The organism is Ruegeria haliotis (assembly GCF_013377785.1).
Classification (GTDB): Bacteria; Pseudomonadota; Alphaproteobacteria; order Rhodobacterales; family Rhodobacteraceae; genus Ruegeria; species Ruegeria haliotis.
The window spans coordinates 779,670-803,316 of record NZ_JABXWT010000001.1; the positions used below are offsets into that span (position 1 = coordinate 779,670).

A 23,647-nucleotide genomic window follows, 5' to 3' on the forward strand; every position below is an offset into this window, starting at 1 on the left:
GGAAGGCTCTCCCCTGCCTTCTCCTGCGTCTACTATGGTACACAAGGTGCCTGTGTGCCAAGCCTGTATTGAAGGCAAATGGGCCGGATCACCAAAAATTTAACATGTGAAATTCCGACCATTACCCTCGGGAAATCGGCGGTAACTTCGTCGTCAAAAGGTGTAGCTTTTGCAGAGACCGGATTGCCACTTTGCGGATACGGTCTAATGTGCTCCGGGTAGGGAATATGTCCGGGGAGGGATATGAGTACCAATTTATTACTCTGTGATTGTGCGGGAAGTCAGTCTCTGGACGTCGACCAGATTGGCTCGGCCTGCGAGGTGGCGTGCTCGAAAGTGCATACGATGTTGTGCACCCGGGAACTTGGCGCTGCGGCTGACCTGATGAAAGATGGCGAGCCCGTCTTGATTGCCTGCGGACAGGAACAGGATGTCTTTCGGGACCTTGCTGAGGATCTGAATGTCGATCAACCGGCTTTCGTAGATCTGCGGGATCGGGCGGGATGGTCTGATCAGGGGCAGGAGGCTGCGCCGAAAATGGCAGCGTTGGCTGCCGAAGCGCTTTTGCCACAACCGATCACGTCGAGCGTTGATGTGGTCAGCGAGGGGTCTTGCTGCATCATCGGACCCGGAGACGTGTCGTATGCCTTGGCCGATCGGTTGTCCGATACACTGGCCGTGACGGTTCTGGTCACAGATGGAACTGAGCCGACCTCTCGCGCTTTTGACGTTGTGCAAGGGCAGGTGCGGTCCGTGGCCGGTGCGCTGGGTGGCTTTTCGCTGAAACTGGATGAGTTGCAGCAGCTTGAACCCGAGGGGCGGGGTGCATTCGGTTGGACGCCACCGCGCAATGGCGCACGCTCGGCTTGTGATATTCTCATAGACCTGACCGGAGGGACCCCGTTTGTACAGGCCCCGGCCAAACGTGAAGGGTATCTGCGCGCCGACCCGCGGGATGCCGTGGCAATCGAACGTCTGGCCTTTGAAGCGGTTCAACTGGTCGGAACCTTCGAGAAACCCTTGTACGTACGTATGGAAGAGACGCTGTGCGCACATTCCCGGGCCGAGCAGGTGGCCTGCACGAACTGTCTGGATATCTGCCCGACCGGAGCCATTACATCGGCAGGAGAGCATGTCGCAATTGACCCGATGATCTGCGCCGGATGCGGCGAATGCGCGGCGGTCTGTCCTTCAACTGCGATCACATACGAAGACCCGCCGGTGTCAGCGGTACTGTCGCGCATGCATATCCTGTCGCGCACCTATCGCCGGGCCGGTGGTGTGGCACCCCGATTGCTGGTGCATGATGCGCATGGGGCTGAGATGATCCGACTGGCCGCCCGGTTTGGGCGCGGTCTGCCGGCAGATGTCATCCCGGTAGAACTGAGCGTGATTTCGGGTTTCGGCCATGCCGAGATGCTGGCCGGGTTGGCGCATGGATTCGCGCGGGTCGATATCCTGCTGTCACCGACGACCGAGCGCGACGCACTGGATCGCGAACTTGCACTTGCGCAGGCCATTGCCGGGGACGCCGGGTTGGGCCTGATTGACGAGGGCGACCCCGACGTCCTTTCTGATCTGCTTTATACCCAACATGTACCGATCCCTTTGACAGACCCGGTTCTGCCGCTCGGCAACCGTCGGCAGATTGCTCGGCTGGCTGCGCAGGCGCTGAACCCGGGGGCTGAGGAACCATTGCCATTGCCGCAGGATGCGCCTTATGGGGCAGTTGCCGTGGATACCGATGCCTGTACATTGTGCCTCAGCTGCGTGTCACTGTGCCCGTCAGGTGCGCTGATCGACAATCCGGATATGCCGCAGCTTAATTTCCAGCAGGATGCGTGCCTGCAATGTGGGCTGTGCCGGACCATCTGCCCCGAGAAAGCGATCACCTTGGTACCCCAGCTTGATCTCAGCGATGCGGCATTGTCTCAGCAGGTCCTGAACGAAGAGGAACCGTGTGCATGCGTTGAATGCGGTGCGCTGTTTGGCGTGAAATCAACCGTCGAGCGCATCATGGAAAAGTTGTCGGGCAGCCATCCGATGTTTGCCTCATCCGAGCAGGCGCGGATGATCCAGATGTGTGACAATTGCCGGGTGAACGCACAATTCCAGCAGCCAGACAACCCGTTCCAGTCCAATCCCAGACCTCGGGTTGTCACCACCGATGACTACTTCTCAAAACGGAAAGATCATTGATGCTGCAGCGGAGCGCCAAGATCGGCTGCGCTGATGACCGAGACGAAGGCAAGGATGGCTTCGAGGTCGTCTACCGTCATCTCCACCGGATGAATGGGCGAAGGGCGTTCCGGATCAAAGGGCGTTGTAACACCGTCGATTTGCGTGAATGCGGGGTGCGGGTTCAGCGCAAAGAATGCCTGAAAACGGTCGGACCAGTCCGGCATCGCCCGCAAGACGGCAAAAGACGGAGTCGAGCCCAGCCCGTTCATCCGGTTTTTCGGTCCGATCACATGGCACCGACCGCAATGGGTCATCGACAGTTCTTCGCCAAGGGCCGTGTCGCCCTGCAAGACGGGAGCTTCATCGGTTGTGGCGATCTCAAGACTTGCGCTGAAGGCCGCACCCTGTTGGGGGGCAAAGCTTTCGACGGTGCGCTTGCCGATGTCCGACAACAACCACTCGCGGAACCGATCCTGTCGTGGGTTGTCTTCGATGCTCAGGTGGTAAATGACTCCGTCGCGGGCAAAAACCGGATCTCCGGGCGGCACGGTGGTCAGGGACATCGCGCCGGATTCGTCCGCGATGACGCGTATACCGGTCTTGAGTGAGAAGCGCGGAAGAATATGTTGCAACAGACCGGAGTCGGAAACCTCGGCCGGGGCCGCGAGGCCAATTGCCTCTTGCGACCAAGAGGGGGTGGCAGTGAGCGTCAGGCTCAGGCACAACAGAACAAAGCGCATGACCAAACCTAACGGTGCGGGATGGATTGCGTCAAATGAACGATAAGAGACGGAGACACATGCAATGAGCGGCGACTATACAATGTCGACACGCAGCGCCCGCGTGGCAGGGCAAACCAAGGGGATTGAGGCATGAGTGTCCGTGACGCGGTTCTGGCGAACCTGAAAAAGATCACTGATCCGGCATCGGGTCAGGATATTGTCAGCGCCGGTGTGGTGCGGGCCCTGAATGTCGAAGGCGACACGGTGCGCTTTGTGATCGAGATTGATCCTAAGCAGGCCGAGCAGATGGAGCCCGTGCGCGCCGCCGCCGAGCAAGCCGCGCAGATGGTTGAGGGTGTCGCCAAAGTCTCAGCCATGATGACGGCGCATTCCGAAAAGGCCCCGCCAGATCTGAAGCCCAAACCCAAACCGTCGCAAACTGGACCGCAAGCGGTTCCCGGTGTGGATCGGATCATCGCTATTGCCTCGGGCAAGGGTGGGGTCGGAAAATCCACCGTGTCGGCCAACCTTGCCTGTGCGCTGGCTGCCGAGGGTCGGCGGGTCGGACTGTTGGATGCAGATGTCTACGGTCCGTCGCAACCCCGGATGCTGGGCGTCTCTGGACGACCGGCCAGCCCGGATGGCAAAACGATTCTGCCGCTCCGCAATCATGGCGTTACCATGATGTCGATGGGTTTGATGACCAATGAAGGTCAGGCGGTTGTCTGGCGTGGTCCCATGCTGATGGGCGCGTTGCAGCAGATGATGAGCCAGGTGCAATGGGGCGCGCTGGACGTGCTGATTGTTGACCTGCCGCCGGGGACCGGTGATGTGCAGTTGACGCTCAGCCAGAAATTTCAGGTAGACGGGGCCATCGTTGTCTCGACCCCGCAGGACGTTGCACTGATCGATGCCCGTAAAGGGATCGACATGTTCAATCAGCTCAAGACGCCGATTTTTGGGATGATCGAAAACATGTCCACCCATATCTGTTCAAACTGCGGGCATGAGGAGCATGTGTTCGGTCATGGCGGCGTAAAATCCGAGGCCGAGGCGCTGGGCGTTCCGCTCTTGGGTGAAATTCCTCTGCATTTGGACATCCGAGTGGCGGCTGACAGCGGCGCACCCATCGTGGTCAGCAAACCCGATAGTGCGCAGGCCGAGGCGTTTCGCAAGATTGCCCGCGATATGATCGCCAAGGGCAACGCATGAGTGACCTTGTCTTTCCTCCTCTGTTGACGGGGCACCCTGTGCAGGGCGGGGAAGACCCTTTCGAGCGGGCTCAGGCGATGGCGGCTTTGGGCTGTGACGCGGGAACTGTGACTTACAACGTTCAAGCAGATCGCGTGCGCGCCGCAATCGTGTTTGCACCTGAAGTGCCTTTACAGGATGCGATGGCGATGCTGCCGTTGTGTGCGGTTGGGTTCCAGAACGCGCTGGGCGCTTTGGCCCCGCCCGAGGTTGCGGTTCATTTGGGTTGGGACGGGCTGATCTGTGTGAACGGTGCTAAATGTGGTCAGTTTCATGTTGCTGCTTCCTCGAATGAATCCGACGGTATTCCCGACTGGCTGATCATTGGATGGGAATTGGCGTTGCTTCAGACTGGTGATGCACCGGGTGCGACGCCGGATGTTACGGCCCTCTATGACGAGGGTTGCGCCGATGTGTCGCCGAACCAATTGGTCGAAAGCTGGTCACGGCATATGTTGACTTGGCTCAATCGCTGGGAGGAGGACGGCAACGCGCCGTTACACAGCGAATGGTTAGGATTGTTGCGCGGCGTTGGGGAACCGCTTGGTCAGGAAGGCGTATTCCTCGGTACGGATGAGCGGTTTGGAATGCTGATCCGGGATGGCGATGACACGCATTTGCGCCCCCTGACACGATTGTTGGAGACTGTCTGATGAAACTGGCCCGCGCTATCCATTTTGATGAAAGTGACCTGAACGTCTTTCATTCCCCGGCGAGAACCGGCGAGTGGTGCATCTCGGGTGGGTTCGAGTTTTCGAACTGGGGTCAGGGCGATCTGGAAGGCAAGGCACGCCAAGCCTTTTCCAATGGCTGGCTTGGGTTGGAGACATTCGGTCGTGTCACATTTGTGGCCGTGACGCAGGTTGAACCTGTGGAAATCGAGCAAGCCACGCAAGATCTGGCAGAGCATTTCGTGCGCATCTACGGCGCGCCATCGGTTGAGGCGGCCTTGGATGTCGCACAGACAGAAATTGCCCATATGTCCGATATGTGTGATGAGCACGCGCCAAACACGTTGCTGACGGTTGCCCGGGAGCTGACAGAAACGGGCGTACACGAGGCGTTTCGGGTCATCACTCCGCAAGAGGCCGTGTTGGAAGCACTGGCCGTGCACGGTTCACTGGACGATTAGATCACGTCGATAAAACCGCCGAATTGGCCACGTTTGAAGATCAAACCCTTGCCCGTTCGGTACATGGCCTGTTCCACATGACTCACGACGATCAGATGATCCCCGGCGTCGTGTCTGGCGTGCAGGTGGCAATCAAACCGAGCGAGGCAATTGGCCAGTTGCGGACGCCCGGACGGGTCCGTGCTCCATTCGGCATGCGAGAAATCCGCTCCGTCGCGTGCAAACCGAAGTGCCTGATCCTGTTGATCCTGCGCCATGACGTGGATCGAGTAATGCTGGCAATCGCTGAATGCGTCAAACCGGTTCGACTCTTTGGCCAGACACCACAGAACCAGCGGTGGATCCAGCGACACGGAGGAAAACGAGTTCACGGTGATCGCGCGGGGGCCGCGCGCCGTGTTTGTTGTTACAACGGTCACGCCTGTGCCAAAACACCCCAATGCCTCGCGGAACGCGGTGCTTTGTTCCGGGGTGGGAGTAAAGGTCTTTTCCGTCATTGCGCGTTCGTTCCTTGATCGCGCATCAGGTGCCATGGCCTGTCTGGATTGTCCATGAAAAGCTGAATGCCATCCGCATATTTTACTGGTCAGTTCAGGTCTTCCAGCAACCGTCCGTGTTTACGCGTCTCAGCGATGACCGCGCCAAAGGTATTCATGCCGCGGGACTGCAACATAGGCAACATCTTGACCAGCGCCTCGGCGGTTGCAACGGCATCGCCCAAGGCGGTGTGGCGCAGGGTTTCGGGTATGGTGATGCCCAGCCGATCGCAGACCGCATCCAGAGTGTGGGTTTCGCTGGCGCCGAACAACACTGCCGACAGCAGAACCGTGTCCAGAATCGGGTGGGTCCATTCCACTTCCATCCGGGCGGCGTGACGGCGTAAAAATGCCATGTCGAACGGTGCATTGTGGGCGACGATCACCGCGTCTTGTGCAAACTGGTGAAAGCTCCGCCCAGCCTGTGCGATATCGGGCGCCCCCTGCACCATGACATTGCTGACTTTGTGAACCTTGGTCGAGGCGGGCGGGATCGTTATGCCGGGATCGACCAGCGTGTCCAATCGTTCGCCCTCGACGACCCTGCCATTTACCACACGAACCGCACCGATTTGCACGATCTCATCCTTGTGTGGCAGCAGGCCTGTGGTTTCCGTGTCGAACACCACGAAACACAGGTCCGATAAAGGGCGATCCTCAAAAGCGTCGTCTCCGGGTGTGTCGAGCAGGTCGAAGTCGTAGACCAGAGGGCGGGCAGCTTCGGGTGGAATACGGGCGACGCTGTCTTCAAAAACCAACATATATCCGGGCGCATCGCCCAGAGGTTTCATCCGGGCGGTATAGGTTTGCCGCCCGTCGACACTGGACAAGGTGCAATAGACATCCATGCCTGTCTTGTTCATCTCAGCGTAAGCATCGGTCAGCCCCGTGCTTTCGAGGTAATCAAACAGCGAGGCGTTCAACCGGGGATGCGCGATCTGGGCCAGAACTCCGGCCGCCTGTGCGTCATACAGAACGATCTGGTGCTTTGGCCCGGCCAGCAACATGGCAACGGGAATTTCTGTCAGTAGGGCCGTGAGGCGATGCTTCTCAGCTGCCAGATGTGCGGTCTCCACCGCTACGGCCTCGGCTGTGGTCATGGCGTTCTCGGCCAGTTGTTCCGCCAACCCTGCAGCGGCAGGAGCCAGATCGCCAAGATAGCGCGCGGCTTGCAGGTCCAGGTCAGTGCTGACCCCGGCATGCGCACGTGCGCGCAACTGGGACGACAGTCGTTCGATCGGTTTGGCGACATTGTCATCAAACAACAGCCAGACCCCGACAATCAGCGCCAGCAACCCGAATGAGATCAACAATCCGCTGAATACAAATGCGCTGCTCAGGTCCTGCGGATCTGCCCGTTGATACCCAAACCAAAGCGCAGCGCAGGAAACTGCAATACCGCCCGCAGCCAGCAGGCAGAAGAACAGGAATATCCTCAGACGCAGGCTCAGGTGGTTCAGCATGGTCAAACTCCGCAGGTGGCCTCGATGATTGGATCACCCGATCCGGCGGCAAACCAGTCGGCGTTCAGCAGGTGGCCATCATCGGAAAACTCAGCGCCATCTGCCAGGTTGGCACGACGGTTGTCGGCGCAGTTCACAGCAACGGGCAGTTTCGAGATGGGAGCCCAACGGCCAAAGAAGTACAAATCGACAAGCCGTTGATCCGGCACCTGATCATTGGTGCGCACCGACACGGTGTCGATGGCCGCAAACCGATCCACGAAGGGCACCGCATAGGTCCAGGGTCGGTAGAAGGCGCGGCTTTCGATTTCCTGAATGATCGTCAGACCATCGGGCAGGTTGTCACGGGTGCGGTCATACCAGGAGTATTCGCTGGCGATGGTCATAAAGATCATCCCCAACCCGGCAGCGACCGGGGCAGCCCAGCGGGGCAGGCGCCCTCCGGTAAACTTGTTCAGCACCATCACGACACCTGCAAATGCAAAGCCTGCAAAGACTGTGCCGATCAATTCCAGAAACATATCGCCTCTCCGTTCCTCGGGCTGTGTCGCCCGCAATACTCTGAACCCGACCCAACCTGTTTGAGATTAGCCAAGCATACCCCTGCCATGTCCAACCGCCGATTGCATCGTTTTTACCACTACAAAGGCATCCCGCAGATGACTTCGCTCAAAGTCGGACAGGTTTGATGGTGGTAGGTAGTTGTCAGGCTTTTCGCCGGATTTAACCAGCCCGACCTGATGTTCCAGCCGCGTTTCGGCAATCAGATCATAAGCATCCAACAGGTCTTGCGCACCCGAGTGGCTAAGAACGCCACTGGCTTCGGCAGCCTTTAGTCGCGCGCGGGTATTGGCCTCGGTCAATTGCCCTTGAAGACTATAGATCCGGGCCAGATCGACCACCGGCACGACCCCATTGTGCTTTAGGTCCAGGGTGTTGCGGTGCTCGCCAGACCGGATGGTGGCAAACCCGCGCAGCAACCCCAATGGCGGTGTATGTTTCAGCGAGTTTGAAATCATATGCGCCACAAAGATAGAATTCGCGCTGACTGCATTCAGCGTGTCTGCCTGCAGATCGGCAAACAGCTCGAACTGACCACCGATGGGACGCAAATCGAACATGACCGAAGCCAACATCTGCGCCTCGGGGTTCGGTTTGGCGATCCAGCCTTTGAAATAGTCGCGCCAGACACGCACAGGTTGGCACCAGCGCGGATTGGTCGCCATCATGTCGCCGGGACAGTAGAAATACCCGCAGGTATCCAGCCCGTCCGAGACATACTTGGCCAACCGCGCGAAATAGGGTATGTCCGCGTCTTGAACACTGTCATCCAACAACAGGCAATTGTCCTGATCGGACACGCCTGTTTGTTCTTGCCGACCTTGCGAGCCGCAGGCCAGCCACAGGTAGGGAACCGGCGGAGGCCCCAACTTTTCGTCGGCAAGGGCCAGCAGGCGGCGCGTGGCAGTGTCGGCAATGTCTGTGATCAGACGGGTGACAATCTCGTGCCTGTTACCTCCGGCCACCAGTTGAACCAGCAATTGTGGGATTTCTGCTGTGACCTGCGCCATCTCTTCTGCTGTGGCCGCGTGGGCGATCTGACGGACCAGCTCGGCTGAATTGACCGCCTGATAATGGGTCAGGTCCGTTTGGGTCACGATGCCGACAAGGCGGCCGCCTTCCGATATCGGGATGTGACCGATCCCTCGTTCCATCATCACGTGCAGAACATCCGAACCTATGTCGGTGGGTGAAAGGGTGACCGGATCGCGCGTCATGATCGCGGAGACTGTCGTGGTGCCGGGCATGGCGTTAGCGACAAATTTCCCCGAGATGTCGCGCAAGGTTGCTATGCCAAGCAGCGTGTCGGCTTCAGTCACACAGAGAGACGAAATCTTCTTGTCCCGCATCATCTGCGCGGCTTTCTGAACGGGCGTGTCTGCGGGGCAGGTGGCTGGGTCGTGCGCCATCAGGACATCAATAGCGCTGGTTGCCAGGCTTTGCGGATTGGTCCGGTCACCGCGCGACCGGTTGAAAAACTTGGATACTACGTCATGCCGATCAATCAGTTCGCGCACCAGATCAGGCGGCAGAACGATCAGGACCGAGGCTGTATGCGTGCGGGCCTTGGTTGCGGCCTTGCCGTCTTTCAGAAGTCCACGCTCGCCAAAGGAATTACGCAGACCCAGATGAGATACGACAGCGCCATTCTCGTCGGTGATTTCGACCTGTCCTTCGTAGATGACGAACACGCCGGGCAACGTGTGCCCCAGTTCGTAAACGGGATAGTTTTCCTCGACGTCCAACACGTCGATCCGCTCAGACAAATCATCCAGCGTCTCAGCGGGCAGGGCGTCATAAGGGTGTACGGATTTCAGAAACCGGGTGATCTCGTCATGGGACAGGGGCATTGGATTTCTCTGGGTTTCTTTTAGAAAAATCCCGCCCGGTGGAATGCCGGGCGGGAATAGTTGATCGAAAGACGCGGCCTTTGGAGGTTATCCAGGGACCGCATCATGCTCAGTGATCCTGAGCTGTACCAGCACCACGGGGAATGCGGACACTTTCGACCAGATCCTTGATTTCCTGCGGGGTCTCTTTGGTCATTCCGGCGACAACATACGCCACACCGAAGTTGACCATTGCACCGATGGCGCCGAAAGAGGTCGACTTGATCGGACCCAGAAGCGGGTCAGCATCGGTGAACGAGTTGGTGCCCGGAATGAACAACCAGCCCTTGTGCAGGAAGATGTAGACCAGAGTCACGGTCAGACCAGCCAGCATACCAGCGACCGCACCGACGTTGTTGATGCGGGTCGAGAAGATCCCCATCATCAGCGCCGGGAAGATCGAGGCAGCCGCCAGACCAAAGGCCAGAGCAACAGTCTGCGCCGCGAAGCCCGGAGGATTCAGACCCAGATAGGTTGCGACAACGATGGCCACGGCCATTGCGATCCGCGCCGACAGAAGCTCGCCTTTTTCCGAGATCGACGGGTTGATTGCGCCCTTGATCAGGTCATGAGACACAGCCGACGAGATCGCCAGCAACAGACCCGCAGCGGTCGACAGAGCAGCCGCAAGACCACCAGCAGCCACCAGACCGATCACCCAACCCGGCAGGTTGGCAATCTCCGGGTTCGCCAGAACCAGGATATCGCGGTTGAACTTGGTCAGCTCGTTTCCGACCCAGCCTTTTTCTTCCGCGATGCCAGCCATGGCTTCGGACTTATCGTTATAGTACTGGATCTTGCCGTCACCGTTCTTGTCTTCCCAATCTAGCAGACCAGTTTTCTTCCACGTGGCCATCCAGTCATACCGAGCGTCATTGTCGATCTCTTCGACCGAAACAGCGCCACCTTCGATGCCGCCATTGGGCCACATCATGTCGGTGATATTCAGACGAGCCATTGCGCCAACCGCAGGGGCGGTCAGATACAACAGCGCGATGAACACCAGCGCCCAGCCAGCGGACCAACGGGCGTCAGACACTTTGGGAACGGTGAAGAAGCGCATGATGACATGCGGCAGACCAGCAGTACCGATCATCAACGACAGCGTGAACAGCACCATGTTCAACGTGTTCGAATGGTGTGCCGTGTAGTCGTTGAAGCCCAGCTCGGTCACGATTGCGTCCAGCTTGGTCAGCAGCGGTTCACCACTTGCGGTGTCACCGAACAGACCCAGCGCCGGAACCGGATTGCCGGTCAGTTGCAGCGAGATGAAGATTGCCGGAATGGTGTAGGCGGTAATCAGCACGCAGTACTGAGCGACCTGTGTATAGGTCACGCCCTTCATGCCGCCCAACACAGCATAGGCGAACACGACGCCCGCACCGATCAGCAGACCGGTTGTGTTAGGAACTTCGAGGAAGCGGCCAAAGGCCACGCCTACGCCAGTCATCTGGCCGATCACGTAGGTTACCGACGCTACGATCAGACAGATCACCGCAACTATGCGCGCGGTCTGGCTGTAGAAACGGTCGCCGATGAATTCTGACACGGTGTATTTGCCGAACTTGCGCAGATAGGGCGCAAGCAGCAGTGCCAGCAGTACGTAACCACCGGTCCAGCCCATCAGGAACGAGCTGTTGTCGTAGCCGGTAAAGGCGATCAGGCCCGCCATTGAGATGAACGAGGCCGCTGACATCCAGTCAGCCGCTGTCGCCATACCGTTGGTGACCGGGTGAATGCCGCGACCTGCGGCGTAGAATTCAGATGTGGACCCAGCCCGGGCCCAGATCGCGATGCCGATGTACAGCGCAAAAGACGCGCCAACAAACAGCAGGTTGATGGTAAACTGATCCATGCTGCTTACTCCTCGTCCACGCCGTATTCAGCGTCCAGCTTGTTCATGCGCCAGGCGTAGTTGAAGATCAGCACCAGAAAGACCAGAATCGATCCTTGCTGTGCAAACCAAAAGCCCAGATCGGTACCGCCTACGGCAATGCCCGACAAAAGCGGACGCAGCAGAATGCCGAATCCAAACGACACCAGCGCCCAGATAATGAGGCTGATGAAAATTAAGCGCAGGTTGGCCTGCCAATAGCCCTTGTCGGCCTCGGCAGTCTGCGCAGAGTTTGATGATTGATCCGCCATTGCGGGTTCCTCCTTGCTTCCTCTTTGGGCGGCCCTCTGCTCAACTCCTCCAGTGCGTTGGACCGTTTCTCGATTGCGCCAAACGCCAGATTGACGTTAGGCAGAACTCCACCGGGCCGCCAAGGCGGGTCCTTTGAAGTATTCTGTTGTAGGATCAAAGCCCGGGTTGGGCCTTTCTCCTCCCCTTAACTCATCGCCTCACCAACGACCCTCTCCAGATCGTTGGCGATGTCTTCGATCTTGCCCATGGCATCGGTGCGTTTGAGGACGCCATGTGAAGCGTAGTAGGTGATCAGCGGCGCCGTCTGCGCGTGGTAGGCTGTCAGCCGCGAGGCCACGGTTTCTGCATTGTCGTCAGCACGGCGATTGAATTCAGTGTGACCGCATTTGTCACATTTCCCTTCGACCGCCGGTATCTTGAATGTGTCGTGGAACCCTTCACCGCAACCATCGCAGGTGTAGCGACCCGAGATGCGGATCACCATTTCGGCGTCCTCAACCTCGAGGCTGATCGCGGCACTGATCTTTTGGTTGTTTTCGGACAGCAACCCGTCCAACGCCTCGGCCTGAACCGTCGTGCGCGGGAAACCGTCCAGAATGACGCCTTTGCTGCAATCCGGCTCGGCCATGCGGTCGCGCAGGATGGCAATGACGATCTCGTCGCTGACCAGATCGCCGGCTTCCATGACGGCTTTGGCCGCTTTGCCAGCCTCGGTTCCGGCGGCAACGGCGACACGCAGAAGGTCGCCGGTACTGAGTTGAACCAGACCGAATTTCTCTTCCAGCATACGGGCTTGCGTACCCTTCCCGGCGCCCGGAGGGCCGAGAAGGATCAGAACGGTGGGTGTGGTGATCGTAGCGGCGTCCATCACATCCTCACTTACTTGCACGGTTTTCGATCAGGTCTTCGACCACTGACGGATCAGCAAGGGTTGACGTATCGCCCAGCGCGCCAAAGTCGTTCTCGGCGATCTTGCGCAGGATACGGCGCATGATCTTGCCTGATCTGGTCTTGGGCAGGCCAGGGGCCCACTGGATCACATCCGGCGAGGCGATCGGTCCAATTTCCGTCCGAACCCATGTGCGCAGCTCCTTCAGCAGCTCGTCACTGGGCTCGCGGTCGTTCATCAGGGTGACATAGCAATAAATGCCCTGACCTTTGATGTCGTGCGGATAGCCAACCACCGCGGCCTCGGCCACAGCGGCATGCGCAACCAGCGCACTTTCAACCTCGGCGGTACCCATACGGTGGCCGGAAACGTTGATCACGTCATCGACGCGACCGGTGATCCAGTAATCGCCATCTTCATCCCGACGGCAGCCATCGCCCGTGAAATAGTAGCCTTTGTAGTCCGAGAAATAGGTCTTCTCGAACCGCTCATGATCGCCCCAGACGGTGCGCATCTGACCGGGCCAGCTGTCCTTGATGCACAGAACACCCTCGACACCATTGCCATTGATCTCGACGCCGGATTGTGGATCCAGAACCACAGGCGTGATGCCAAAGAAAGGCTTCATGGCCGAACCGGGCTTCATCGCATGTGCACCGGGCAGCGGCGTCATCAGGTGACCACCGGTTTCAGTTTGCCACCAGGTATCGACGATGGGACAGCGCCCGCCACCGATAACTTCGTTGTACCAGTTCCAGGCCTCGGGGTTGATCGGTTCACCGACTGTGCCCAACACACGCAGATCGCTCAGATCGCACTTCTCAACCCACTCGTTGCCTTGCCCCATCAGGGCGCGCAAAGCGGTGGGGGCGGTGTAGAACTGATTGACCTTGTGCTTTTCGCAGACCTGCCAAAAGCGCGAGGCGTCCGGGTAGGTTGGTACACCCTCGAACATCAGTGTCGTCGCACCATTGGCCAGCGGGCCATAGACGATATAGCTGTGACCGGTGACCCAGCCGACGTCAGCGGTGCACCAGTACACGTCACCTTCGTGATAATCGAAAGTGATCTCATGCGTCATCGCGGCATAGACCAGATAGCCGCCGGTCGTGTGAACTACTCCCTTGGGCTGACCTGTGGAGCCCGAGGTGTAGAGAATGAACAGTGGATCTTCTGCGTTCATCTCGGCTGGGGCGCAGTAGTCATCCGCCTCCAGTGCCATTTCATTGTAGTCGCAGTCGCGCCCATCGATCCATGTGGTCTGCCCACCAGTGCGTTTGACCACAAGGCACTTCACCGTGTCCTTGCAATGCAGCAAGGCGGCGTCAGCATTGGATTTCAGTGGTGTCTTGCGCCCGCCACGCGGCGCCTCGTCAGCGGTGATGACCACTTTTGCGTCACACCCGTTTACCCGCGCGGCCAACGCGTCGGGCGAGAACCCGGCAAAAACGATCGAGTGAATTGCACCAATCCGCGCGCAGGCCAGCATGGCGTAAGCAGCCTCGGGGATCATCGGCAGGTAGATGACAACGCGGTCTCCTTTGCGAACGCCCATGGATTCCAGAATGTTGGCCATCCGGCAGGTGCGGCGGTGCAACTCGGCATAAGTGATATGTTGTGCCGCGTCGTTTGGATCATCCGGTTCCCAGATGATCGCGGTCTGGTCTCCGCGTGTCTTCAGATGACGATCCAGGCAGTTGGCGGAGACGTTCAGGGTACCGTCAGCATACCAATTGATGCCGACAGAACCGAAAGTGTAATCTACGTCTTTGACTTTGGTATAAGGCTTGATCCAGTCGAGCCGCTTGCCTTGCTCACCCCAGAAGGCATCCGGGTCTTTGACCGAGGTGGCATACATGTCGGCGTATTTGTCAGCATCAACATGCGCACGGGCGACGGTTTCTGCGGATGGCGGATATGTCTTGGCATCTGCCTGGGCAGCGATGGTCATTTTTGAGGCTCCTCCCTCTGGACTGGATTGCGTTGGGTCATTTTGCCCGTCGTTCAGACAATGTCGATCCCATTCCTCCCCGATCTGAGTATTACCGGGTTCAGAAAATAAATAAATAAATTGCCGTAATCCTTGAATTTGTTTGTAAACAAATTTCTGATTTTGCAGTGATTGAGTCAATTATTTTTCAATTGCTCAGGAAAAGTAAATAAATACAATATACTGACTGTAACGAAGCCAGGACGCTCTATCGCACCCAAACCTCTTCTGCCTCTTTCGCTGTTCTACGTTAGCTAGGACAAGGCCGTTATGTCGCTGGTCAGATGTGGTTACGCCTGTTCCGCCCCAGGGGTTGGCACATCCGTATGTTGGCGCTAGCTTCCTTGGCAAGCGCCTCGGGAAGGGGCGCACCAATGGGAGAATTCACTATGAAAAAGATGTTGAGCGGTGTCGCCGTCGCCGCCCTTGGCGTTGCCTTCGTCACCGAAGCCGCCGCCACCGAATGGAATGCGTCCGTTTGGGGTAAACGCCGCGCCTTTACCGAACATGTGGAAAAACTGGCCGAGCTGGTCAGCGAAAAAACCGATGGAGAGTTTACCATCAACGTCAGCTATGGCGGCTTGTCCAAGCCCAAGGAAAACCTCGATGGGATCGAGATTGGCGCCTTTGAAATGGCCCAGTTCTGCGCCGGATATCACCGGGACAAGAATCGCGCTATTACTGTTCTGGAGCTGCCATTTCTGGGTGTGAACAATCTGGATGAAGAGGTTGCGGTCAGTCACGCCGTATACGATCACCCTGCCGTTAAAGACGAAATGGCGCAGTGGAATGCGCGCATCATCATGACGTCGCCCATGCCACAGTACAACATCGTCGGCACCGGTGAGCCACGCGATCAGCTTGCTGATTTCGACGGCATGCGTGTCCGTGCCACCGGTGGTCTGGGGCAGGCGTTCGAGGCGGTTGGCGGCGTTCCGACCTCGGTCCCGGCGACCGAGGCGTATAACGCGATGGAATCGGGTGTCGTTGATACCGTTGCCTTTGCCCAGCATGCGCATCTGTCTTTTGGCACCATCAACGACGCTGATTGGTGGACGGCCAACCTGAACCCCGGCACTGTAAATTGCCCGGTCGTTGTGAATATCGACGCCTATGAGGCGCTGCCAGCTGAGCACCGCGAGGTGCTAAACAGTTCCATCGATGAAGCGATCGATCACTATTTGGCCAACTATGGCGGATTGCTTGAACAATGGGACAGCGTTCTCGATGAAAAGGGCGTTCAAAAGGTGATGATTGACGATGCGGTGATCGAAGAGTTCCGCACCACGGCGGCTGATCCAATCCGTGAACAATGGATTGCTGACATGTCTGCACAGGGCCTGCCGGGGCAAGACCTTTATGATCTGGTTCAGACAACGCTGAAGCAGCAGCGCGGCGGCAACTGATGACACGAACCGGGTGCCATTAGGTGCCCGGTTTTTCATAATACAGGGGAACACCGGAATGGCAGGACAAGCCACGGTGCTGGAAGACGGAAGCCGTCTTAGCCAGTTGGATCAGCGTTTGCTTGGGGTCGAGCGTTTTTTGGCGCTGATCAGCGGGCTTGCTGTTTTTGGATTGATGGTTTTGGCCGTCGTGTCCGTAGGCGGACGCAACGCGTTTAACGCGCCGCTGCCCGGTTATGTCGACTGGATAGAACAAGCAATGCCGTTGATCGCTTTTTTGGGCATTTCATACGTCCAGCGCGACGGCGGGCATATCCGCATGGACATTGTCATCTCGCGGTTGCAGGGCCGGGCATTGTGGCTGTTTGAGCTGATTTCGGTGATCTTGATCCTTGTCCTCATGATGGCGCTGGTCTGGGGCAGCTGGTCTCATTTTGACCGGTCCTTCGATCTTGGCGCACCGCTTTGGAGTAGAGACAGCTCGATTGACATTGGGGTCCCGCTTTGGCCTGGCAAGTTGTTGGTCCCCATTGCATTTTCGGTGCTATGTCTGCGGCTGTCCCTACAGGTTTGGGGGTACGGCCGGGCCTTTGTCCTTGGGCTCGAAACCCCGGTTTCGGTTCCTATGAATCAGGATGCGGCAGCGCAGGCTGCCGCCGAGGCCGAGCAGTTCGAAGGGCAGGACTAACGCATGGAATCAATTGAGATCGGCCTCTGGGTCACAGGTGGTCTGCTGCTTCTTGTCGTCACCGGAATGCGCGTTGCTTTTGCTGCTGCTCTGGCAGGGCTTGTCGGGTTGATATGGATCTTCTGGGCCAAGTTCGGATACGATCCGAACCGGTTCGGCAAGGCGTTGACAGTGGCGGTGAAGACCGCCGGGCAGGTGCCGCATTCCAAGGTGGCCTCACACACGCTCAGCTTGATCCCGACCTTTATCCTGATCGGTTATCTCGCCTATTATGCAGGCCTGACGCGCGCCCTGTTCGAAGCCGCCAAGCGCTGGATTGCGTGGGTTCCCGGCGGTTTGGCGGTGTCCACCGTATTTGCTACTGCCGGTTTTGCGGCAGTCTCTGGTGCATCGGTCGCCACGTCCGCTGTCTTTGCGCGCATTGCGATCCCCGAGATGCTGAGCGCCGGCTACAACAAGCGTTTCGCTGCAGGAGTCGTGGCCGCAGGGGGAACGCTGGCCTCGCTGATCCCGCCGTCTGCAATTCTTGTGATCTACGCTATCATCGTCGAGCAGGACGTCGGCAAGCTGCTGTTGGCGGGGTTCATCCCGGGGGCATTTTCCGCTGTGGTCTACGGCATGTTGATCGTGGGCATTGCGGTTGTTTTCAAATCGGTGGGCCCTCCCGTTACCGGCTTTACGTGGAAACAGCGCTTTGCCGCGCTGCCGGGCGCAATTCCGATTGTCGCTGTGATCCTGATCATCATTTGCTTTGTCTATAATCCATTTGGCGACAAGGCGTGGGGCACACCAACCGAAGGTGGCGCAATCGGAGCCTTCATCGTGTTCTGTTTTGCTCTGTTCCACGGGATGCGGTGGGCCGAGTTCAAGTCGGCCCTTCTGGAAACGGCGAAACTGACCGCCATGATCTTTTCGATCATCTGGGGTGTCTTGATTTACGTGCGTTTTCTGGGGTTTGCGGATCTTCCAGGTGCGTTCTCTGATTGGATTACATCGCTTGAGATGTCGCCGATGCTGATCCTGATCTGTATCCTTCTGGCCTATGCGGTGCTGGGCATGTTCATGGATGCCATCGGAATGCTGCTGCTGACATTGCCGGTGGTTTACCCGGCGGTCATGGCCCTGAACGGAGGTGAGGCGGTGAGTGCCGCAGACAGTGCATTTGGCATGTCCGGCCCCATGTGCGCGATCTGGTTTGGCATTCTTGTGGTTAAAATGGCCGAGTTCTGTCTGATAACGCCACCTATCGGTTTGAACTGTTTTGTCGTGGCAGGTGTGCGCCCAGACCTGAGTGTTCAGGACGTCTTCAGAGGCGTGACGCCATTCTTTATCGCGGATGGCGTGACCATTGCTTTGCTTGTGGCCTTTCCCGGCATCGTTCTTTACCTGCCGTCTTTGGCCGGATAAAAAAATACCCCGGCAAATGCCGGGGTAGGTTCATTGACACTGCGGGTTCTTCACTGTGCCCGCATAAGCATCCCATACAGGTCCCGTGGATCATCTGGGTCCGCCAGCATGTCCAAAGGTTCATAGAAATCAGTGCCTCCAATGGCATTCTTGATGTATCTCAGGGCCGAAAAATCCTCGATGGCAAATCCCACGCTGTCGAACAGGGTTATCTGACGGTCATCCGTGCGGCCCTTGGCTTGTCCGGTCATCACGCGCCAAATTTCTGTTACAGGATGATCGGCCTCTAGCGCCTGAATTTCACCTTCGATCCGTGTTTGCTCCGGGTATTCAACGAATATCTCTGAGCGGAGTAGGATGTCGCGATGCAGTTCCGTTTTGCCGGGACAATCGCCACCAATTGCGTTGATGTGGACGCCGGGGCCAACCATGTTGTCGGTCAGGATCGTGGCGTTTTTCTTGTCAGCGGTACAGGTGGTGATGATCTGGGCACCCTCGATCGCATCTTCGGGTGTTTGGCATGCAACCACGGTCAACCCTCTTTCCTGAAGGTTTGCGGCGCATTTGGCGGTCGCATTGCGGTCAGTATCATACAGTCGAACAGTATCGATCCCGCACATCGCCTTGAAAGCGAGGCATTGGAATTCAGACTGTGCGCCATTACCGATCATCGCCATGGTCGATGCGTTCTTGGGGGCCAGATAGCTGCCGACCAGAGCCGAAGTTGCCGCTGTGCGAAGCGCTGTCAACATTGTCATTTCGGTCAACAGAGTGGGGTAGCCGGTGTAGACATCAGCCAAAAGGCCAAAGGCAGTGACCGTCTGTAGCCCTTCGGATGTGTTCTTTGGGTGGCCGTTCACATATTTGAACCCATAAGCCTCACCATCCGAGGTGGGCATCAATTCGATGACGCCATGGGGCGAATGGGCCGGAATGCGTGGCGTTTTGTCGAAACTCTCCCAGCGTTTGAAGTCAGAATCGATCTGTTGGGCGATCTGAGTGATCATCTGTTCAACACCGATATGGTGGACCAGTCGCATCATGTTATCGACGGATACAAAGGGCACCAGGGCCTTGTCTGATGGTTGCATAATGCTCTCCTATCGCCGGGCCAAGTGGGCGCCTGCATTCTTGCAGCGCACCGATCCTGCGGCGGTTTCAAGTGTCGGAACAGATTGCGCTTGCAGGGCGTACATCAGAAGCTCCAGGTTGGGCGATCAAAGATGCGGCGTCCCAACAGGGATGCGGCGAGATCGACCATCAGTTTAGCGGTGCGCCCGCGCTCATCCAGAAATGGATTCAATTCAACCAGATCCAGTGAGCAGACCAACCCGCTTTCATGCAGCAATTCCATCGCCAGATGCGCCTCGCGCTCTGTGGCGCCGCCGGGCACAGTGGTGCCAACCGCAGGCGCAATCGCGGGGTCGAGGAAATCCACATCCAACGAAACGTGCAAGATGCCGTTTTCGGCCCGAACGCGTTCTAGGAAGGCCAAAAGCGGGGCCTTGATGCCATGTTCGTCGATACTGCGCATGTCGGCCAGCATGGCGTGATCTTGTTCCAACACAGCGCGTTCGGCTGGATCAACGGAACGTAGCCCGATCATGCCGACCCGGTTGGTTGGCACAACAGAGGGCAGGGGTGGGAAGGCATCAAACCCAGGCTGCCCGGTAAAGTATGCCACAGGTGTACCGTGCAGATTGCCGCTGTCTGTGCTGCTGGGTGTGTGAAAGTCGCTATGCGCGTCGAGCCAAAGTACGAACAGTGGTCGCTCAATCCGTTGGGCGTGTGCCGTCATTCCGGCAACCGTACCCATCGACAACGCATGATCGCCCCCCATGAAGATGGGAAGTCCATGCTTGGCGGCATTTTGCGCTGCCTCGCTGAGCGCGCGTGTCCATCCCACACATTCGGGCAGGGCAAACAAATGTGGGTCTTCAGACAGATCCACATCGTCAGGGCGAACATCCCCTGCGTCGGTTACTGTGTGACCAAGGTCGGTCAGGGCTTTTTGCAGGCCTGCGACACGGTACGCATCCGGGCCCATACGGCATCCCTGGCTGCGTTTGCCGGCATCCATGGGTGCGCCGACCAAAATGATGTCTTTGATATCCATGTGTCCATTTAACCTGTCGATATGTCTTGCTGGAAGATGGCAAAATGTTCAAAATGAAACAATGAGTGACGAAATGGGAATACTTTATGGACGATTTGGATAATCGCTTGCTGAGTGCCTTGCACCGTGACGCTCGGGCTTCGCTGTCAGAACTGGCCGAAATTCTGGGTGTAACACGCACAACGGTGCGCAGCAGGTTGCAGCGTCTTAAGCAATCGGGTGAGATTGTCGGGTTTACCGTACTGACCCGACGCGACGTGGCACAAAGTCCGGTACGTGGGTTGATGATGCTGGAAATCGAAGGGCGCGGTACCGAAAGGACCATGGCCCGGATCGCGGCCATGCGGCAGGTTCGCGCAGTGCATTCGACAAATGGAAGCTGGGATCTGATTGCCGAGATCGGCACGGAAACTCTGGCGGAACTGGATGAGGTTCTATTTCAGATCCGCCGGATGGAAGGGATCACTCGGTCCGAGACGAACTTGCTCCTCTCGACACGTAAGGGGCGTTATTGAGATGATCTGCCCGGTCGTCCGTAGTGCTTTGAGTTCCAATGCAATTGTGCCAAAGTTTGCAGGCGGGCCGTGTCGGTGTGATCTGTCATTTGGCAAGCGCCTAAGAATAGCCGCCTAAAAGTACAAGAGCAGGGGCAATCATCATGACCAAACAAGAGACCGGCAAGGAACCCCGGGCTGTGCGTTGGGCTCAAAAGGCTACGACCTTGTTGGAAAAACCCTGGGTGCGGGTGGTGATTCCCGTTCTGATTACCTTCATTGCCTTGACGGTTTTGCATGAGCTGTCCTCGCACGTGAAGTGGTCGGATGTGCAGGCCGATATCTCGGCAACTTCGTGGAAGCTCATGTTCTTCGCACTCTGCTGGACCGTTGTAAGTTTTCTGTCGCTGTCTTTCTATGACGTCTTCGCAGTGCAGAGCGTGGCAGAAGGCAAAGTGCCTCTGCCCGTTGCCGGAATGGCAGGCGCAAGCGGATATGCGGTGTCGAATTGTCTGGGCTTCTCATACATCACGGGAACTGCGATCCGGTATCGGATATACGCGTCGCTAGGGTTGGATCTGGAACGTGTAGCAGGCGTGATCGCCACGTCATGGGTCGCGTTTTGGATGGGGTTCGTATTGATCCTCGGTCTGCTGCTGACTTTTCACCCGGACGGGGTGTCAAATGCGATTCCTATCAGTCAGACAACGGAAACCGTCATAGGGTTGTGCCTGTTGGCAGGATTGGTTGGTCTGTTTATCTGGTTGTCCAGTGGGGGACGCAGGCTGTCTTTCGCCGGGTTCGGATTCAATCTACCCGGTGGAAAACTGGCAAGCCTTTTGACACTGGCTGCGTTAGGCGACCTGTTTGGCGCGTCCATGACCCTGTACGTTCTGATGCCGGACGACTTAGGCGTCGGTTTCCCGTATTTCTTCACCATCTATATAGCGGCCATCGCCGTTGGCATTCTAAGCCATGCACCCGGTGGTATTGGTGTCTTCGAGGCCACGCTGATTGCCGGTCTCGGCGCATCGGGTCGCTCGGATGTCATTGCGGCCCTGCTTCTTTATCGGGTCGTCTACACGTTCTTGCCTTTTGCAATCGCCAGCCTGTCCATCGCAGTTGCCTCGGCCCTGACCCAACGCCACCGGATCGGAGGAGCGGCGACATGGGTCTATCGCGTAATTCGCCCGATTGTTCCAATGGTCGCAGCCGGTGTCGCAGCCGTAGCCGGTGTTATCCTGTTGGTTTCTGGCGCGTTGCCGTCTGACAGCCAGAGTTTGGGGGCTTTGCGTGAGTTTCTGCCCCTGTCCTTTGTCGAGGCCTCGCATCTTGCAGGCAGTGCTGTGGGTGTTCTGCTGCTCCTCGTGTCACGCGGGTTGTTCCGTAAACTCTACCGCGCATGGATTGTTGCCATGCTGCTGATGGTGGTGGGTTTCGTTGCCTCAATCGCCAAGGGTCTGGATACGCACGAAGCGGTCGGCATGCTGGGCACGATCGCTATGCTGGCCATGTTCCGGGGGGCGTTTTACCGTGTCAGCGGGGCGTCGATCTTTCGGTTGAACATTCCTTGGCTTGTCAGCGTTATCGCTTTGTTGGCCGTGATCTTCTGGATCGGTCTGTTTGCGTATTCCCATGTCGAATACCAGAACGCGCTGTGGTGGGAGTTTGCGTGGAACGGCGATGCCTCGCGCTTTTTACGCTCCAGCCTTGTGGTGGCGGTGATCCTTGGCGTGGTTGCTGTGACCTCGCTGTTCGGACGGGAAATTCCGGTGCCGGTCCGTACTGACATTCCTGAAGTCGTCGAACGTCTTGTAATGGAGAGTGAGGATACAGAGTCGCAGATTTCCCTGACCGGCGATAAGCAATTCCTGATCTCGCCGGATGAAACGGCGTTTATCGCCTATGCCGACACTGGAAACGCCATCATCTCAAAGGGTGAGCCGGTGGGTGATGAACAGGCCGGGCAGCAATTGATCTGGCAAATGCGCGAAATGGCGGATCGTGAAGGGAAGCTGTGCGCTTTCTACAGCGTCTCGACGAAATACCTGCCGACGTTTCTGGACCTTGGTCTGTCGATCCTAAAGATCGGTGAAGTCGCGCGCGTGCCGCTCGAGGAGTTCTCGCTGGATGGTAAATCCCGCAAAAGGTTCCGTCAGGCCAAAAACCGCGCCGAACGTGATGGCTATGTGTTCGAGATCATCCCAAAGGAAAACATCGCACCTGTTCTGCCGGAGCTGCGGCAGATTTCAGATGACTGGCTCGCGCGTAAAGCTGGTGAGGAAAAGGGGTTTGCCCTTGGTGGGTTTGACGACGACTATCTGTCTTATTTTGACCATGCCGTACTGCGAAACGGTGAGACAGGTCAGATCATGGCGTTCGCCAATCTGTTTCAAGGCGGCGATAAGTCCGAGCTGTCGCTTGACCTGATGCGTTATGAACCTGACAGCCCGAGCTTTGTCATGGATGCGCTGTTTGCTGAAATGATGGTTTGGGGATCCGAGCAGGGCTTTCATTGGTTCTCGCTGGGGGCGGCGCCGTTTTCAGGGATTGAGAACCGGCAGTTGGCGTCGTTGTGGAACAGGATTGGCGGGTTTGTCTATGAACATGGCGAGCAGTTCTATCACTTCGAAGGACTGCGCGCGTTCAAGCAGAAATTCGACCCGGAATGGAGCCCCAACTATCTGGCCAGCCCCGGCGGCTTTGCAGCGCCGCGCATTCTGTACGAGGTGAATATCCTGATTTCGGGCGGTCTGCGCGGACTGACGAAATAAGC

Annotated in this window: 20 protein-coding genes; 9 read left to right on the forward strand and 11 right to left on the reverse strand. The window is 57.6% G+C overall.

From position 1 onward, the window contains the following. Window positions 1-243 precede the first annotated feature (243 nt). Window positions 244-2,199 carry a 4Fe-4S binding protein gene (locus tag HW561_RS03920; protein ID WP_176861897.1) on the forward strand — a complete coding sequence of 652 codons (1,956 nt, stop codon included), beginning with the start codon at window positions 244-246 and terminating at the stop codon, window positions 2,197-2,199. Here the strand turns inward: HW561_RS03920 and HW561_RS03925 are convergent. Then, a complete protein-coding gene (locus HW561_RS03925; protein WP_176861898.1) occupies window positions 2,193-2,921 on the reverse strand; it encodes a c-type cytochrome in 729 nt (242 codons plus the stop codon). The genes HW561_RS03920 and HW561_RS03925 overlap by 7 nt on opposite strands. 132 nt (window positions 2,922-3,053) lie before the next feature. Between HW561_RS03925 and HW561_RS03930 the strand changes: the two genes are divergently transcribed. Genes HW561_RS03930 through HW561_RS03940 form a run of 3 tightly spaced genes read left to right on the forward strand, consistent with a single transcriptional unit; the run spans window position 3,054 to window position 5,286 of the window. Continuing rightward, window positions 3,054-4,115, forward strand: coding sequence for an Mrp/NBP35 family ATP-binding protein (locus HW561_RS03930; protein ID WP_176861899.1), 1,062 nt, complete (start codon window positions 3,054-3,056; stop codon window positions 4,113-4,115). Beyond that, window positions 4,112-4,807 (forward strand): biotin/lipoate--protein ligase family protein, encoded by a 696-nt coding sequence (locus HW561_RS03935; protein WP_176861900.1) that lies wholly within the window; start codon window positions 4,112-4,114, stop codon window positions 4,805-4,807. The genes HW561_RS03930 and HW561_RS03935 overlap by 4 nt, the downstream gene beginning before the upstream one ends. Then, complete coding sequence (locus tag HW561_RS03940; RefSeq protein ID WP_176861901.1) at window positions 4,807-5,286, forward strand: DUF6505 family protein; 480 nt, start codon at window positions 4,807-4,809, stop codon at window positions 5,284-5,286. Before HW561_RS03935 ends, HW561_RS03940 begins: the two co-directional genes overlap by 1 nt. On the opposite strand, the gene HW561_RS03945 is transcribed toward HW561_RS03940, so the two are convergent. The 8 genes from HW561_RS03945 to acs form a co-directional block, all read right to left on the reverse strand. After that, complete coding sequence (locus HW561_RS03945) at window positions 5,283-5,783, reverse strand: flavin reductase family protein (protein WP_176861902.1); 501 nt, start codon at window positions 5,781-5,783, stop codon at window positions 5,283-5,285. The genes HW561_RS03940 and HW561_RS03945 overlap by 4 nt on opposite strands. A gap of 89 nt (window positions 5,784-5,872) precedes the next feature. Then, window positions 5,873-7,285, reverse strand: coding sequence for a 3'-5' exonuclease (locus HW561_RS03950; RefSeq protein WP_176861903.1), 1,413 nt, complete (start codon window positions 7,283-7,285; stop codon window positions 5,873-5,875). A gap of 2 nt (window positions 7,286-7,287) precedes the next feature. Further along, a complete protein-coding gene (locus tag HW561_RS03955; protein WP_176861904.1) occupies window positions 7,288-7,806 on the reverse strand; it encodes a hypothetical protein in 519 nt (172 codons plus the stop codon). Window positions 7,807-7,872: 66 nt separating this feature from the next. After that, complete coding sequence (locus tag HW561_RS03960) at window positions 7,873-9,696, reverse strand: DUF294 nucleotidyltransferase-like domain-containing protein (protein ID WP_176861905.1); 1,824 nt, start codon at window positions 9,694-9,696, stop codon at window positions 7,873-7,875. Window positions 9,697-9,805: 109 nt separating this feature from the next. Further along, window positions 9,806-11,590, reverse strand: a complete 1,785-nt coding sequence (locus HW561_RS03965; protein ID WP_176861906.1) for a sodium:solute symporter family protein — start codon at window positions 11,588-11,590, stop codon at window positions 9,806-9,808. A 5-nt stretch (window positions 11,591-11,595) separates the two neighbouring features. Continuing rightward, on the reverse strand, window positions 11,596-11,880 hold the full coding sequence (locus HW561_RS03970) for a DUF4212 domain-containing protein (RefSeq protein ID WP_176861907.1): 285 nt from the start codon (window positions 11,878-11,880) through the stop codon (window positions 11,596-11,598). Window positions 11,881-12,065: 185 nt separating this feature from the next. Further along, on the reverse strand, window positions 12,066-12,749 hold the full coding sequence (locus HW561_RS03975) for an adenylate kinase (RefSeq protein ID WP_176861908.1): 684 nt from the start codon (window positions 12,747-12,749) through the stop codon (window positions 12,066-12,068). 7 nt (window positions 12,750-12,756) lie between these two features. Next, window positions 12,757-14,721: an acetate--CoA ligase gene (gene acs / locus HW561_RS03980; protein ID WP_176861909.1), complete on the reverse strand. Its 1,965-nt coding sequence runs from the start codon at window positions 14,719-14,721 to the stop codon at window positions 12,757-12,759. 428 nt (window positions 14,722-15,149) lie between these two features. On the opposite strand from acs, the gene dctP reads away from it, so the two are divergent. The 3 genes from dctP to HW561_RS03995 are packed head-to-tail and all read left to right on the forward strand — an operon-like array spanning window position 15,150 to window position 18,261. Continuing rightward, entirely contained in the window at window positions 15,150-16,166 is a 1,017-nt protein-coding gene (gene dctP / locus HW561_RS03985; protein WP_176861910.1) for a TRAP transporter substrate-binding protein DctP, read from the forward strand. A gap of 58 nt (window positions 16,167-16,224) precedes the next feature. Beyond that, entirely contained in the window at window positions 16,225-16,854 is a 630-nt protein-coding gene (locus HW561_RS03990; protein ID WP_176861911.1) for a TRAP transporter small permease subunit, read from the forward strand. 3 nt (window positions 16,855-16,857) lie between these two features. Further along, window positions 16,858-18,261 (forward strand): TRAP transporter large permease, encoded by a 1,404-nt coding sequence (locus tag HW561_RS03995; protein ID WP_176861912.1) that lies wholly within the window; start codon window positions 16,858-16,860, stop codon window positions 18,259-18,261. A 50-nt stretch (window positions 18,262-18,311) separates the two neighbouring features. On the opposite strand, the gene HW561_RS04000 is transcribed toward HW561_RS03995, so the two are convergent. Both HW561_RS04000 and rocF read right to left on the reverse strand, forming a co-directional pair. Then, window positions 18,312-19,355: an ornithine cyclodeaminase gene (locus HW561_RS04000; RefSeq protein WP_176862288.1), complete on the reverse strand. Its 1,044-nt coding sequence runs from the start codon at window positions 19,353-19,355 to the stop codon at window positions 18,312-18,314. Window positions 19,356-19,456: 101 nt separating this feature from the next. Next, window positions 19,457-20,377, reverse strand: coding sequence for an arginase (gene rocF / locus HW561_RS04005; protein ID WP_176861913.1), 921 nt, complete (start codon window positions 20,375-20,377; stop codon window positions 19,457-19,459). A gap of 86 nt (window positions 20,378-20,463) precedes the next feature. Between rocF and HW561_RS04010 the strand changes: the two genes are divergently transcribed. Further along, window positions 20,464-20,892 (forward strand): Lrp/AsnC family transcriptional regulator, encoded by a 429-nt coding sequence (locus HW561_RS04010; protein WP_176862290.1) that lies wholly within the window; start codon window positions 20,464-20,466, stop codon window positions 20,890-20,892. A gap of 143 nt (window positions 20,893-21,035) precedes the next feature. Next, entirely contained in the window at window positions 21,036-23,645 is a 2,610-nt protein-coding gene (gene mprF / locus HW561_RS04015) for a bifunctional lysylphosphatidylglycerol flippase/synthetase MprF (RefSeq protein ID WP_176861914.1), read from the forward strand. Window positions 23,646-23,647 lie beyond the last annotated feature (2 nt).